We start from the raw sequence: 14,679 nt of genomic DNA on the forward strand, positions 1-14,679 counted from the left end.
GGCGCCAAAATGCCGCCTGCAGTCAAAGGAGTTGGTATGTCTACGCACATTGGCGAGCCGCAAGACTCGTATTCAGAACAGATCCCACAGGATGAACGGCGTTTCACCCGCATGGGGTGGTTAGTGGTTGGGATTGGCCTGTTTGGCTTCTTCGCCTGGGCTGCGTTTGCACCTTTGGATAAAGGGGTCGCGTCACCAGGTTCGGTGACCGTTTCCGGCAATCGTAAAACCGTACAGGCCCCGGCCAGCGGCATCATCAAAAGTATCACGGTAAAAGAAGGCGACAAAGTTAAAGCGGGCGAGGTGCTGGTGCAGTTGAGCCAGGTTCAGGCCCAGGCACAGGTTGACTCGCTTCGTGACCAATATTACACCACGCTTGCCAGCGAAGGGCGTTTGCTGGCTGAACGTGATGGATTAAGCAAAGTCACTTTTTCTCCTGTTTTTGAAACCATCCAGGTTCAGCCGCGGGTCGCTGAGATCATCGCATTGCAAACGCAGTTATTCTCTTCCCGTCGCATAGGGCTACAAAGCGAAGTTGACGGCTATAAACAGTCAATGGACGGTATGCGTTTCCAACTGAAGGGCCTGCAGGACTCAAGGGTCAACAAGCAAATCCAGCTTTCCAGCCTGCGCGAACAGATGAACAGCATGAAGCAACTGGCGGCGGACGGTTATTTACCGCGCAACCGTTATCTGGAAGTCCAGCGTCAGTTTGCAGAAGTGAACAGCAGTATCGATGAAACCGTTGGGCGAATTGGCCAGGTACAAAAACAGTTGCAGGAGTCTCAGCAGCGGATCGACCAACGCTTTGCCGACTATCAACGCGAAGTCAGAACTCAGTTGGCGCAAACGCAGATGGATGCCAGCGAGTTTAGAAACAAGCTGGAAATGGCGAATTTTGACCTCGGCAACACCGCTATCAGTTCGCCGGTGGATGGGACTGTCGTTGGGTTAAATATCTTTACTCAGGGGGGCGTCGTGGGAGCGGGTGACCACCTGATGGACGTTGTACCCAGCCAGGCTACATTGGTGGTGGATTCACGCCTCAAGGTAGAGCTGATTGATAAAGTGTACAACGGGTTGCCGGTGGATTTGATGTTTACCGCCTTCAACCAAAACAAGACCCCGAAAATACCGGGGACGGTGACGTTGGTTTCTGCCGACCGTCTGGTCGACAAGGCCAATGGCGAGCCCTACTACCAAATGCAGGTCACGGTTTCCCCCGAGGGCATGAAATTGCTCAGTGGCGAAGACATCAAACCGGGGATGCCTGTGGAGGTGTTTGTGAAGACCGGCTCGCGCTCACTGTTGAGTTATCTGTTTAAACCTATTTTGGATCGCGCTCATACTTCATTAACCGAGGAATAATTTTGATTCAATTTAAACGACAGGTTGCTGGCCTTGCTATCAGTACCCTCTTGTTTGCGATAGCTGCGCCGGTTCATTCGATAGGGATTATAGACGCATATTCGCTGGCACTTGAAAAAGATCCGACCTTTAGGGCGGCTATAAAAGAGAAAGAGGCGGGAGACGAAAACGAAAATATCGGCAGGGCGGGGCTGCTGCCGAAGGTATCGCTTAATTACCAAAACTCACCGAGAAACTGGCAAACGCAAAAGTACCCGGCGAGTGACATTTTTGGCAACAGTCTTGGTGAAACCACCAAGCGGCAGCAGTACCGCAGTTATTCCAGCTCGGTAACGCTGACACAACCGCTGTTCGATTATGAGGCTTATGCGCGCTACAAGGCTGGCGTGGCGCAGACGCTGATGTCTGATGAGCGCTACCGCAGCAAGTTTCTTGATTTGGCCGTACGGGTGATCTCCGCCTATGTGGAAGTGGCTTACTCGAAGGACCAAATCGCTTTAGCCTCAGCGCAAAAAGCAGCTTATAAAGAACAGTTGTCGCTGAACGATCGTTTAATGAGTGCGGGTGAGGGCACCATTACCGACGTTTCCGAGACTCAGGCGCGCTACAGCCTGGCAGAGGCGCAGGAAATTGAGGCGCGTGATGCGCTGGACGCGGCTCAGCGTGAGTTGGAAGTCATTATTGGTATGCCACTCAATCAGCTCGATGACGTACAGCTGCTACGCCCGGGCAAATTCCAGGTGGCGCCGTTGATCCCATCAAAGTTTGAAGAGTGGCAAAAAATTGCCCTCGAGAATAATCCGATGTTGGCGGCCTCTCGCCACGGGGTTGATGCGGCGAAATATGAAGTGGAGAGAAATCGTGCCGGTTTTATGCCGCAGGTGCAGCTCTACGCCTCGCATTCTGAGAATGACTCCAGCAGCGATAATACGGTTAACCAAAAATATCGCACTGACAGTATTGGTGTACAGGTGAGTATGCCGATCTACGCCGGCGGTGGGGTTTCGGCATCGACTCGCCAGGCTGCATCACGATACGGGCAGGCGATGTACGAAATGGATGCGCAGGTGGGCACTACGCTTAACGATCTGCGCAAACAGTATAATTTGTGCATTAGCAGCCGTGCCAAATTGGCGGCTTACGAGCTGGCGGTGAAGTCGGCGACCACTCAGGTAACGGCAACACGCCAGAGCGTGCTGGCGGGGCAACGCGTCAACGTCGATGTGCTTAATGCCGAGCAACAGTTGTACAGTGCCCAACGTGATCTGGCCTCGGCAAAGTACACCTACATAAAATCCTGGATTACGCTGCTGAGTGATTCGGGAACCCTTGATGAAAGAGATGTAAAACGCGTGGCGCAGTATTTTTCCATGAGCCGCTGAGCAAGTAGTGGGAAATGGTTCAAATACTCACCATGAGTATTTGTCTGAAAGAGCAGCCCTGAGCTGCTCTTTTTTGTCTCAATACGTTATGTTAGCAACTAGTGGTGCTCCTACCTTGCCTATAGCACAGTATTTTTCGGTATAGATCATCGCGTGTATATCTATGGGGCGAGATGGGTTTAGGTAGGGGCTTTTTAGCATACACGTAATTTACGTGTGTGATTGTATGACTTTTATAATGCTGGGTTGGCAGGCGCTACGCCGCACTCTCGTTTATAAGACAGACGACTGAGTTAAGGGTTAATAATGTCAAAACTAATTCCTGTGGTTATGGCCGGTGGTACAGGTAGCCGGTTGTGGCCACTGTCGCGCGAATCATTCCCCAAACAATTTCTCTCCATTGATGACAGTGGGTTCAGTTTGCTACAGCAAACTCTGCAACGTTTGTCAGGGTTGGATGGAGTCGAAGTCGCCGCACCTTTGGTTATCTGCAATGAGAATCATCGTTTTCTGGTAGCGGAGCAACTGCGTGAAATTGATCAGCTTGCGACCAACATTATTTTAGAGCCTATTGGGCGTAACACTGCGCCTGCTGTTGCATTGGCAGCACATTTGGCGGCTGAAGAAGACGATGACAGCATACTTTTGGTGTTGGCCGCAGATCATTTGATTAAAAAAGTGGAAAACTTCCATGCGGCTATAAAAACGGCAATTATGCATGCCGCCGAAGATAACTTGGTGACTTTTGGTATTATTCCTGGGCATCCGGAAACGGGTTACGGCTATATCAAGCGTGGTACTGCACTTTCCAGCCAATGCTTCAAAGTTGATGCATTTGTGGAGAAACCTTGCTTGGAAAAGGCAACTGAGTATCTTGCCAGTGGTGAGTTTAGTTGGAACAGCGGCATGTTCATGTTTAAAACTGCCAAATTCCTGCAAGAGCTGCAACAGTTCAGCCCTGAAATATTCAGTACAACACAACAATCTGTGGTCGACAGCCAGCGTGATATGAATTTTATCCGTGTTGATCAAGAAATATTTAAGCATTGCCCAAGTGACTCCATCGATTATGCGGTGATGGAAAAAACACGTGATGCAGTGGTGATCCCCATAGATGCCGGCTGGAGCGATGTAGGTTCATGGACATCTCTGTGGGACGTTTCAGAAAAGGATGCTCTCGGGAATGTTAACGTCGGTGAGATTATCTCCATTGATTCCAATAATAACTACATCTCATCTGATGGCGCGCTAGTTGCTACTATCGGGCTGGATGACCTTATCGTGATCAATACCAATGATGCGTTGTTGATTTCGACTAAGGATCGCGTTCAGGACGTTAAGAAAGTGGTTGATGAGCTAAAAAAACGCAACCTTCATCACTTTCGCCAGCACTCCTCTGCTTATCGCCCATGGGGCAAGATCTGTGATATCGACAACGGCGAGCATTTCCAGGTCAAAAAAATCATTGTTCGCCCTGGTGAGGGATTGTCAGTACAGCGCCATCTTCATCGCGCAGAGCACTGGGTCGTCGTTAGCGGTACGGCAAAGGTGAATGTTGAAGATAAAGAATTCTTCTTATCAGAGAACCAGTCTACATTCATCCCTGCTGGCAGTGTCCACACCCTGGAGAACCCTGGGAAAATCGATCTTGAAATCATTGAGGTTCGATCAGGATTTTACCTGGAAGAAGATGACATTGAGCGTTTACATGATCGGTACGGCCGAGTTTAATTAAAGGATTTGGTGATGGAAAAGTTAGCCTGTTTTAAAGCTTATGATGTGCGTGGTAAGTTGGGTGAGGAACTGAATGATGATATCGCCTACCGTATTGGGCGCGCTTATGGCGAATTCCTGAAGCCGAAGACTATCGTTCTCGGCAACGATGTACGCCTGACCAGCGAAAGCTTGAAGCTGTCTTTGGCAAAGGGCCTACAGGATGCCGGCACCGACGTTATCGATATTGGAATGACCGGCACCGAAGAGGTCTATTTTGCCACCTCCCATCTTAAAGCAGATGGCGGTGTGGAAGTGACTGCAAGCCATAACCCGATCGACTACAATGGAATGAAGCTGGTACGTGAGGGTTCGCGCCCTATCAGCGGTGATACCGGTTTGCGCGCAATCCAGGAACTGGCGGAGAAAAACCAATTCCCTGAGCCTGCAGCTACTCGTGGCAGCTATGTTCGTCAGGATGTGTTGGCAGATTATGTTAAACATGTGCTGTCCTATGTCGATGTTGCAAACTTTAAGCCGCTGAAGTTGGTTATCAACTCTGGTAACGGTGCTGCCGGGCATGTGATTGATGCTATTGAAGCCTCTCTCAAAGCTTTGAACGTTCCGTTGGAGTTTATCAAGGTTCATCATCAGCCGGACGGTACCTTCCCGAATGGTATCCCTAATCCGTTATTACCGGAGTGTCGTGCAGACACTGCCAATGCGGTGCGTGAGCATGGCGCAGATATGGGGATTGCCTTCGACGGCGATTTTGACCGTTGCTTCCTGTTTGACGAAAAAGGCGACTTCATTGAAGGATATTATATTGTTGGCCTTCTGGCAGAAGCTTTCCTGCAAAAACAACCAGGTGCAAAAATCATTCATGATCCACGCTTGAGCTGGAACACCATCGATGTGGTGAGCGAAGCGGGCGGGATACCGGTGATGTCAAAAACCGGGCATGCTTTTATTAAGGAACGCATGCGTGCGGAAGACGCTATTTATGGTGGAGAAATGAGCGCGCACCATTACTTCCGCGATTTCGCCTATTGTGACAGCGGTATGATCCCGTGGTTGCTGGTGGCTGAATTGGTCTGTGTTAAAGGGCAAACCCTGGGGCAACTGGTGCAGGACCGCATTGCGGCTTACCCTTCGTCCGGGGAGATCAATATCAAACTGGCACAGCCGGCTGCATCAATTGAAAGCGTCAAGCAACATTATCTGGCGCAGGCTGGTGAAGTGGATTACACCGATGGAATCAGCATGGAGTTTGCTGATTGGCGTTTTAACTTGCGTTCGTCCAACACCGAGCCGGTAGTTCGTCTCAATGTTGAATCACGCGCGAACGTGGTATTGATGCAAGAAAAAACCGACGAAATTTTGGCAATGTTATCACGTTAAGATACATCCGTGATGATGTGTTTTTATGGGGAGCGGCCTAGGCCGCTCTTTTTCTTGGGTTGTAAATGTCTTTGATTTAAAGTGTATACTGCGCTGAATATGAATGAAAGAACGTTGATATATAAGGTATTTGAATTAGAGTAAGTCGGATAGAAAGTTTGCAGACCTGATGCAGCGAATCTATTTAAACGGCATGGATAAAAATAAGGAGTTGTTATGGTTATTTTAGTCACTGGCGGTGCCGGTTATATCGGTTCTCACACAGTTCTGACCCTGCTGGAACGTGGTGAAAAGGTCATTGTGTTAGATAACCTGTCGAACTCATCAGAAGAGTCTTTGCGTCGTGTAGAAAAGTTAACGGGCAAAGCTGCCGTGTTTTACCAAGGGGATATCCAAAATGCTGAATGTTTGCGTCGCATCTTTGATGACCACGAAATTTCAGCAGTGATCCATTTTGCCGGCCTGAAAGCAGTAGGTGAGTCGACTCGCAAGCCACTTGAGTACTATCAAAACAATGTTGCCGGTACGCTGGTGTTACTGGATGAAATGCGTCGTGCAGGTGTTCACCAATTTATCTTTAGCTCTTCCGCTACGGTTTATGGCGCTAACTCACCGGTTCCTTATGTGGAAACTACGCCGATTGGCGGGACTACCAGCCCATATGGGACCTCCAAATTGATGGTAGAGCAGGTTTTGCAGGATTTTGCCAAGGCTGAGCCCCAGTTTTCCATTATTGCCCTGCGTTACTTCAATCCGGTCGGTGCGCATGAGTCAGGTTTGATTGGTGAAGATCCAAATGGTATCCCAAACAATCTGTTGCCCTATATCTCTCAGGTAGCAATTGGCAAACTGGATAAGTTGGGCATTTTCGGTGGTGATTACCCAACTGAAGATGGCACCGGTGAACGTGATTACATCCACGTGATGGATTTGGCCGAAGGGCATCTGATGGCGATGGATCATCTGAATAAAGTCGGAGGCTTCAAAGCATACAATCTGGGAGCAGGGGCAGGGCACTCGGTCTTGGGAATGGTGCAGGCTTTTGAAAAAGCATCTGGAGTGAAGATCCCATATCAGATCTTACCGCGTCGTGACGGAGATCTGCCGGCCTTCTGGGCTGACGCGAATCTTGCCCGTGAGGAGCTGGGTTGGGAAGTGCGGCGCGGTATCGATGAAATGATGCGCGATACCTGGAATTGGCAAAAGAATAACCCGAAAGGTTATCGGTAGCACACTGCATTTGTTGATATTACCGTGCTGGCAGGTGCGGTAATGGCTTACATACTTCATTTTTTCTTTCCCAAAGCCCCCTTTTCATTGCGCGGGCAATAATTTTCATTGAGTCTATTGGGCTTTCATTGGTTATGGATGTAGAGCTTTACACTCGGATGTGCAAACAGGTATAAACCAAAATGTTTTTGAACAGCTAAACATTTTAAGTCTAACAAGCACGTCTGACTCAGTTGTCCGCAGCGGTCTGCGGCCCGATCAATGTTTGTCTCGTTGTATCTTTGTTTAGACAAACTTACGCTATTTTGTCAGTATACTGATAGCGTGCGTTGATTGTGGATAATCAGAATAATCTTGGCTAATTGTTGTAGCAGAGAGCGTAATCTGTCATATCAATGGGTATGTAACGATATAGAATGTCTACATTTTTTAGTCTCTGTCTGCGGAAAAAGCTCGTGTCTGGTAGAACAGCAGGAAAAGTACTAGGGGTATTTGATATATGCAAGAAATTGTGGCCGTTTTTTTCAGTGCGCTTGCCGTTCTTTTTATGGCGAGGAAGGTCGCAAGGAGGGTTGGGCTAGTCGACAAACCCAATAGTCGAAAACTTCATCAAGGTCATATCCCTTTGGTTGGTGGGGTTTCTGTCTATCTATCACTTTGGATCCTTTACTTGATGCAACCGGCCTGGTTGCCGGATTTCACTCTTTATATGGTCTGCGCCACATTGCTTTTGGCTATTGGAGTGCTCGACGATCGTTATGATTTACCGGTATGGCCCAGGGTTGCGCTACAAGCTGCAATCGCTGTATTGATGATCTGTAACGGACTGTACCTAAAAAGTTTTGGCGAGATCTTTTTCGGACACGAACTTTTTCTGGGAATCGGCGGCACCGTGATTACGGTACTTGCAATATGGGGAGCAATTAACGCCTTCAATATGGTTGATGGGGTTGATGGTTTGCTAGGAGCCTTGTCTTGCGTGACTTTTTGCGCCTTAACTGTGGTGTTCTATATTCACGGTAATACTGATATGGCTTTGTGGTGTTTATGTCTCATGGTCTCGTGTCTACCCTATCTCTTACTTAACTTGGGTGTGATCTGGGGGCGCAAGTTCAAGGTGTTTATGGGGGATGCCGGTAGTACTTTGATAGGTTTTACAGTTATCTGGGTGCTGATTTTGGGAAGTCAGGGGGAGAATAGAGCTATGCAACCGGTAACGGCCCTCTGGTTGATTGCTATACCATTAATGGATATGGTCAGGGTCATGATTAGCCGCATTAGATGTGGAAATAATCCCTTCAAACCTGATCGTCAACATTTGCATCATATTCTGATGCGTGCAGGCAGCTCTGCTCGCGGAACTGTCATGATTATGGCATTTTTGGCAACTCTTCTGGCAACCGTTGGTATTGTTGGAGAAATGTTGCATATTGCAGAGTTTTTCTCTCTGTTGTTATTTATGTGTGTTTTTGTTTTTTACTGCTTGGTTATCAAAATTCTTTCTCAAGCTCGTAGCAGTCAAATTTATCTGAAATAACTAGAATAAAAAGGGTAGTGAGTGCGAGTATTGACTATACAAAAAAATAGAGTGCGGTTTTGACCGCTCTCTATTTTTTTAAATTTACTACACTAATCTTGAGTCTTATTCTGTGGAATCTCGAGCATCTCCAATAAGCGACCATTGACTTCATGAGCATCAAATTTTTGTTGCGCCAACTGGTAACTTGCGAGTCCCATCTCAACGATTTTTGCGGGATCTTCTATTAACTCAATCATACGTGCGGTCAATTCTTCGGGGGACCAGCGTTGGATTAAAAACCCATTGACCCCGTGAATGACAGTTTCGCGGCATCCTGGCACATCAGTGCTAAGCACCGCTCTGCCCATAGCCATTGCTTCTTGAGTGCTGCGGGGGATTCCTTCTCTATAATATGATGGTAGAACGAAAACACTGGATTTTTTTATCCACTCTTGCACATTCGAAACGTGACCAGGGTAAATAATAACGTCATCTTCTATCAGTTTTTTGAGGCTGTTTTCAGTCAGGCTGCCAGGGTTTTGCTTATCGACGGCTCCTAGCATATAAAACTGAATGTCAGGATAACGCTGTTTAACTGCTTTGGCCGCTGTAACATACTCGTGTACCCCTTTTTCCGCCAGAAGGCGAGCGATAAAAATAAATGATACCGGCTCTGTTGGAGTAGGGCTGAAGGGATAATCAGTTAGTTTAAGGCCTATCCCACCTAACACATGAGCTCTTTTTACTTTTATGCCAGACTTAACTAATAGATCGTTGCGATCGTCTGGATTCAATAAAATTAAAGCATCTAGCTTGGGAAAAATTAAACGGTATAGTGTTGTCTGGGTTTTCTTCAGTAGATTAACTTTCCAGCTAACCCCTTGAGGTTGTTCAGTGAACACATAGCCCAAACCTTCGAGCATCGCGTAACGTTTCTTGACGCCTGCAAGGACCGCAGCTAGCGTTCCGAAGATACATGGTTTTGAAAAATAAGAAAACACAAGATCTGGCGCAATGCTTTTCAACTGTTTACTGAGTGTATAAGTATCATAGAGGTCCTTTATCGGGTTAAGACCTGTACGACTGAAACGATAATTCACTGGCGTGGCACCCAATGCGGCGACCTGCTTGCGGCTTTTATCATCATAATCAAGCGCAAATGCGTAAACAATATGCCCTTGCTGATGCAATGACTTAATCAGATCTGCTCTGAAACCGATAACGCAGTTTGCTGTTGTGCCTATCAATACTATTTTCATAAAAACCTTATAAGCTATTTGTTCTTATTTTTCAGCTCTGTGTAAATGTTCTCCCACTGAGTAACTATTTCATTCAATGAGAATTTTTCCTGTATTCTGGTCCGCGCGATAGCACCCATTTTTTCTCTTTCATGGGCTGGCATTTTTTCGATAGAAATCAGGGCATTCGCTAAAGCCAATGGATCTTTAATTGGCACTATCAATCCTGACGTCCCATCACTGCCGACAATCTCACGCGGCCCGCCGCTATCAGTAACAACTACCGGAAGTTCCGAAGACATAGCTTCCGCAACGACTAAACCATAGCCTTCCCAAGCGGATGACAAAACGAAGCCGTCGACCTGCCGGTATAATTGTGCAGTATCATCACTCAACCCGATAAACTCAACCCGATCTTCGATACCGTAGTGTTTTACCAGCTGTTTCAAGGTTGCATCCAGTGGCCCTTGCCCAGCGATCAGTAATTTTCCGCTTGAAATATGCGTGAATGCTTGAATGAGTGTCGGGTAATCCTTTTGCTCAACGAGTCGCCCTACTGCGAGCCAACAGAAAGGGGAGGTTGTCACCTTTTTTATCGTCGGCGGCATAAACCTATCCGTATCAATTCCGTTGAAAACGGTATATGTATTATGCTGCGGTAGCACATTTTCATTAGTGAATCTGTAGGTTGCGGCTTCGCTGATAGTCGTGTTTATCTGACATAGGGGATTTGTCAGACGATAAGCCCAGTCTCTAAGTTTGCCGCCTTCGTGTGTATTATGTGCGGTAGAGATTATTTTCAACGAAGGTAGGAATAGCCGCGCCAGGCGCGTTAAAAGGTTGGCGTGCACCATATGGGCATGCACAATATCCGGTTTTGATTGGCGCAATATTTTGCACAAGCGTAGTAACGCCAACGGTAAGTCCTTGGCCGATTTCATTTCCAAGGATATTAATGGAACGCCAGCAGCGGCGAGCCTTCCAATAAAAACAGCCGATGACGGTGGCGTCAGTGAAATCAATCGCATCTGATGACCTTTTTGAACCAGCCTCTCTAGTAGAGAAACAACCTGATATTCAGCGCCACCAATTTCTAAACCGGTAATAACGTAATCTATTTGCATAACTTTTATTATCCTTGATTCTTCCTGTAAATGAGGAATGATTTTTTTATCAAGGGTTGTGGTAACCAACTGATGATCCATAACGCAATCTTCAATTTTTTCCCGAGCGGGGATTTTTTTAAATAATTACGTGCTTGCTGTGGCTCATTACTTAACAAAGTGTAGGTAATAAGTGCCAAATTAATGCGTTGAAATTCTTGTGGGTGGTTGTTGCGTAATCGTTCACCAAAGTTTTCTAATGCTATTTCCGCTAGTTGTTTATGGCAGAGCGATTTTTTTATTTGTGATGAATAATGCGTTAAGCGCAATTCGGCGTCATTAGAAACGCAAACTAAAGGATGATTGTACGATGGTATGCCGAATTTTTCGGCAATTTTCCACCAAAGTAAGTGTTCACCACCAGCACGATTTTCCGGGTAGCGAAAACCGGTATCAAGAAATATTTTCTTGTTGAATACAGGGGTAAAATCACCCTCAATTTTTTTATTTACGTAGTCATCAAAAGTAATCAGCTGATACTTTTCTTTTTGGTTTTGAGCCGTTATGGCAAATTGGTAAACCGGATGACTGGCATTTTCGTCAAGAGGGAGTATTTTTTCCAGATAATCGGCGGTTCCAGGCTCGAGGGTATCATCATCATCCAGTATTAACACCCACGGTGCATTGGCTAACGCTATCCCTTCCATACGTGCGGGCCCTGGACCACCGTTGACGGGCATGCGATGATACACCAAGCCTTCTGTCTCAAACTTTGGCCGTGGAGTGGTCGAGGCATCATCAACTACAATTATTTCAATCGTATGCTTCGCATTTCTTTCAGCTATGACGGAGTTCACTGCGCGAACAACCAGCTCTGGTCGGTTGTAGGTGGCAATGATGACGCTTAATGTGAAGTTATTCAAACTCATTTCCTTCATTATACTAATAAAGCAAAGCAGTTAATAATAGTTTGCCATGCTTAACGATAAAGTAAATCAGTATCATTTATCGCTTGCTTTGGTGGCTTTTCTACAAAATAACAGTAGAAATAGAGTAAACATTACGATTTCGGCACTTAGGAACGCAATGGTCATGCCTAAACCGCCATACACAGGAACCAGCAACAAAGAGAGCAGGCAAATAATAGCGATATTCAGCATCATAGCTCTGCTGGCAATTCTTTCCTTTCCACTAGGAATAAACCATAGTATGGCCAGTGCCATATTATTGATACGCAAAGGAACAACCCATACTAAAATTCTTAATAATTCGATGGCATCCTCATAACCTGGCCCGAATACCATGTTGACGATCCATGGTGCGAGCCAAAGGGTAACTAGTGCAAACAGTGTAGTTGCGATGAATAAGCCAATTAAAATCAGCACAACCATTTTTTTCGCATCACGAGCCGAATTGTGTTGCAGACGTACTAAATGAGGAAATGCGGCATTTAACACCGGTCCGGCAAATCCACTCGCAGCTTTGACCAGTTTTTCTGCTGGGACAAAAGCGCCTACTGCGCGCGCGCCCCCGAGTAAACCTAAGAGTGTAGATGCAATTGAGCCCATGATACTTTGGGCCCCTTTATATAGAAATAGTTCCCAGCTTTCGCGTAAAACGGTGGTTGCTCCCGTGAAGCTTATGCGACCAAAACCGGTGGTACGAACGATAAGCAACGTTGGGAGCAATGTATTGATTATTCCAACCGTAGCCTGGATAGCCAACACACGTTGTGCATGGGCGGGAGTGGAAACCAAAACTATGGTCGCCAACAAGCCAATACTGCGTAATCCTATATCCAGCAACGCGGGAAAAATAAGCTTCTCGAGACCGATATAGTACCAAAGCGGGGTAAAGCCAAATGCCAGTATGAACAACGATATCCAGATGAACCAGTAGTTCGGGATTGTCGTGGCCCCGATACCTGAAAAAATCAAGATAGCGACAACGATACCAACAGCCAAGCTCAATAGTATTTTCGCTAGCAAGACATTGGTAAGCAGCTGCGCCAATTGTTTCTGATTACCTTGTGCTTTCACCACACTGCGTGCTGCGCTGAAATTAAAACCAAACTCAACGAACACTGATGCTGTTAACGCAATGCCCAGCGCATACAAAACCTGCCCGTACCCCTGCTGACCTAGCGCATGCGCCAAGACCGGAAGCTCAATCAATGGGATAACCAATCCCCCGATTTGAGCGATCATTAACCAGGCGGTGTTAGTGGCGACGCGAGACATGGGTAACCACAATAGCTAGCGCTGCCAAAATAATACCCCATTCAGTAAGTTCGTTACTTAATGGGTGGAATAATCCCATAAACAGGAACAGAGTCAGAGTTGAAAGTGGGCACAACATAGTGTCAAAACGTTCAACAAACAGCTCTCGTTGGCTGGTGACGAATCTCACCCCCCGGAAAAGAGGGTATAGCAGGAACAGGAGATAGCCAACCAAGGCCAACACGCCATCGTCTGCGAGTAATTGCAGGTAAGTCATGTGAATAACACTACTGGCACCGAAGTCCATCACCCTGGTGCTGCCAAAACCGCCTCCCCAAGGGAATGTCTCTACTGCATGTTGCCAACCTACATGTAGCATTTCCAGGCGAGTGGTATTATCACCGCTGACCAAGCGGTCTGCCGTTGATTCATTGCTAGGGGTGATGTCGGTTTCTTCTAACCTATTGATAATATTTCCATTATCCTTGGTTTCGCTGAACAGCTGAGAAATCAACGGATCATAATGGCCTGATACCCAATTAAGTAATACCGGTTGGATAATTGAAAAGGATAAAATGGTTAGCAGTAGAAGACCAAGATGGCTCCGTACCGGTTTAGCATGTACTTTGCAAGCAAATGCAACAGCGGCTAATACGCCCCAAACCAGCACCAACCACAACATGGAGGTGCGGCTACCGTCGAGGGCCATAACTAACACAGCGCTAAAAGCTAATAAGAGATTACGTATGTGTGGCTGTTTAAGGCAGCGCCAAACGGCGAAAGGCCAGACGAAAGCGCCAACTTTCCAGATAACACCAGGCCAACTGGCAAGCCAGCCCATTCGGCCATCCCCCAAAATCACCATTGCGTCAGTTTGTCGAAACAATGCCAGTAATATTAATGGGATCAATGAAACGATCAGCGCTGTGCTTAGTGACTTCTCGAGTAGCTTTGGTGTGAGTGGTGAAATCACAACCAGCATGGCGAGCACGAGCATAAAGGCCAAATACTTAGCCAGAGTATAAAATCCCAGGCCATGGTTGGCTAATGATGCTGCAGCGATACCCGCCATAAAAAGCAGCCAGCCGAGTAACATTGGCTTATAGTCACCAAGTCGAGATAGACGCACCAGTAGCGTTTGACCTGTGGAAAGATGGGATGCCGCCAGAGACGTTACAGTAGCTGCCAATAATAACATTATTTGAATTAACCAATTGATGTTGCCACCGATATAAATTTTGACGGTACCCAACATGGCTAATACAATGAAAAATAATGTAAAAATGCTTGAAGTGGCTCTCACTTTCCATTCCTAAACCAGTTAAATCGCTGGATTGTACAGCATCCCGTGTAAGCAGCAATACTGATTTGTCTTATACAATCAGAAAAAATATTATTTTTTGTTTATTATTCATGTTGTTATGTTTTAACGCCGTTGCAGAGCTGCCTGTTTGTTACAAAAATAACTATCGCACCAATCACTACCCACGCGGCAGCTTCCTGAGT

The 14,679-nt window shown here is 46.7% G+C and carries 11 protein-coding genes; 6 read left to right on the plus strand and 5 right to left on the minus strand.

Going from position 1 to position 14,679, the window contains the following annotated elements:
* Positions 1–36: 36 nt before the first annotated feature.
* The 6 genes from M2406_RS01570 to wecA all read left to right on the plus strand — a co-directional run bounded on the left by M2406_RS01570 (position 37) and on the right by wecA (position 8,631).
* Positions 37–1,368 carry an HlyD family type I secretion periplasmic adaptor subunit gene (locus M2406_RS01570; RefSeq protein ID WP_259188221.1) on the plus strand — a complete coding sequence of 444 codons (1,332 nt, stop codon included), beginning with the start codon at positions 37–39 and terminating at the stop codon, positions 1,366–1,368.
* Positions 1,369–1,370: 2 nt separating this feature from the next.
* The gene (locus M2406_RS01575; RefSeq protein WP_012006031.1) at positions 1,371–2,750 is read left to right on the plus strand and encodes a TolC family outer membrane protein; all 1,380 of its coding nucleotides are present in this window, start codon (positions 1,371–1,373) and stop codon (positions 2,748–2,750) included.
* A gap of 306 nt (positions 2,751–3,056) precedes the next feature.
* Positions 3,057–4,481 (plus strand): mannose-1-phosphate guanylyltransferase/mannose-6-phosphate isomerase, encoded by a 1,425-nt coding sequence (locus M2406_RS01580; protein WP_012006032.1) that lies wholly within the window; start codon positions 3,057–3,059, stop codon positions 4,479–4,481.
* Between the two features lie 15 nt (positions 4,482–4,496).
* Complete coding sequence (cpsG, locus tag M2406_RS01585; protein ID WP_012006033.1) at positions 4,497–5,864, plus strand: phosphomannomutase CpsG; 1,368 nt, start codon at positions 4,497–4,499, stop codon at positions 5,862–5,864.
* Positions 5,865–6,080: 216 nt separating this feature from the next.
* Positions 6,081–7,094 carry a UDP-glucose 4-epimerase GalE gene (gene galE / locus M2406_RS01590; RefSeq protein ID WP_259188224.1) on the plus strand — a complete coding sequence of 338 codons (1,014 nt, stop codon included), beginning with the start codon at positions 6,081–6,083 and terminating at the stop codon, positions 7,092–7,094.
* A 499-nt stretch (positions 7,095–7,593) separates the two neighbouring features.
* Positions 7,594–8,631, plus strand: a complete 1,038-nt coding sequence (gene wecA, locus M2406_RS01595; RefSeq protein WP_259188226.1) for a UDP-N-acetylglucosamine--undecaprenyl-phosphate N-acetylglucosaminephosphotransferase — start codon at positions 7,594–7,596, stop codon at positions 8,629–8,631.
* A 92-nt stretch (positions 8,632–8,723) separates the two neighbouring features.
* On the opposite strand, the gene M2406_RS01600 is transcribed toward wecA, so the two are convergent.
* The 5 genes from M2406_RS01600 to M2406_RS01620 all read right to left on the minus strand — a co-directional run bounded on the left by M2406_RS01600 (position 8,724) and on the right by M2406_RS01620 (position 14,476).
* The gene (locus tag M2406_RS01600; protein ID WP_012006036.1) at positions 8,724–9,872 is read right to left on the minus strand and encodes a glycosyltransferase family 4 protein; all 1,149 of its coding nucleotides are present in this window, start codon (positions 9,870–9,872) and stop codon (positions 8,724–8,726) included.
* A gap of 14 nt (positions 9,873–9,886) precedes the next feature.
* The gene (locus tag M2406_RS01605; RefSeq protein ID WP_259188228.1) at positions 9,887–11,056 is read right to left on the minus strand and encodes a glycosyltransferase; all 1,170 of its coding nucleotides are present in this window, start codon (positions 11,054–11,056) and stop codon (positions 9,887–9,889) included.
* Entirely contained in the window at positions 10,984–11,877 is an 894-nt protein-coding gene (locus M2406_RS01610) for a glycosyltransferase family 2 protein (protein WP_259188229.1), read from the minus strand. The genes M2406_RS01605 and M2406_RS01610 overlap by 73 nt, the downstream gene beginning before the upstream one ends.
* A 78-nt stretch (positions 11,878–11,955) precedes the next feature.
* Entirely contained in the window at positions 11,956–13,194 is a 1,239-nt protein-coding gene (locus tag M2406_RS01615) for an oligosaccharide flippase family protein (protein WP_012006039.1), read from the minus strand.
* Complete coding sequence (locus tag M2406_RS01620) at positions 13,175–14,476, minus strand: hypothetical protein (protein WP_232020775.1); 1,302 nt, start codon at positions 14,474–14,476, stop codon at positions 13,175–13,177. Before M2406_RS01620 ends, M2406_RS01615 begins: the two co-directional genes overlap by 20 nt.
* Between the last annotated feature and the right edge of the window lie 203 nt (positions 14,477–14,679).

Origin of the sequence: Serratia sp. BIGb0163, from assembly GCF_024809935.1 — a bacterium.
Classification (GTDB): domain Bacteria; phylum Pseudomonadota; class Gammaproteobacteria; order Enterobacterales; family Enterobacteriaceae; genus Serratia; species Serratia quinivorans.

Coding starts and splice junctions, on each gene's coding strand:
- M2406_RS01580 (WP_012006032.1), top strand. CDS start 3,057: ATGTCAAAACTAATTCCTGTGGTTATGGCCGGTGGTACAGGTAGCCGG.
- M2406_RS01605 (WP_259188228.1), bottom strand. CDS start 11,056: ATGGATCATCAGTTGGTTACCACAACCCTTGATAAAAAAATCATTCCT.
- M2406_RS01570 (WP_259188221.1), top strand. CDS start 37: ATGTCTACGCACATTGGCGAGCCGCAAGACTCGTATTCAGAACAGATC.
- M2406_RS01600 (WP_012006036.1), bottom strand. CDS start 9,872: ATGAAAATAGTATTGATAGGCACAACAGCAAACTGCGTTATCGGTTTC.
- wecA (WP_259188226.1), top strand. CDS start 7,594: ATGCAAGAAATTGTGGCCGTTTTTTTCAGTGCGCTTGCCGTTCTTTTT.
- galE (WP_259188224.1), top strand. CDS start 6,081: ATGGTTATTTTAGTCACTGGCGGTGCCGGTTATATCGGTTCTCACACA.
- M2406_RS01615 (WP_012006039.1), bottom strand. CDS start 13,194: ATGTCTCGCGTCGCCACTAACACCGCCTGGTTAATGATCGCTCAAATC.
- cpsG (WP_012006033.1), top strand. CDS start 4,497: ATGGAAAAGTTAGCCTGTTTTAAAGCTTATGATGTGCGTGGTAAGTTG.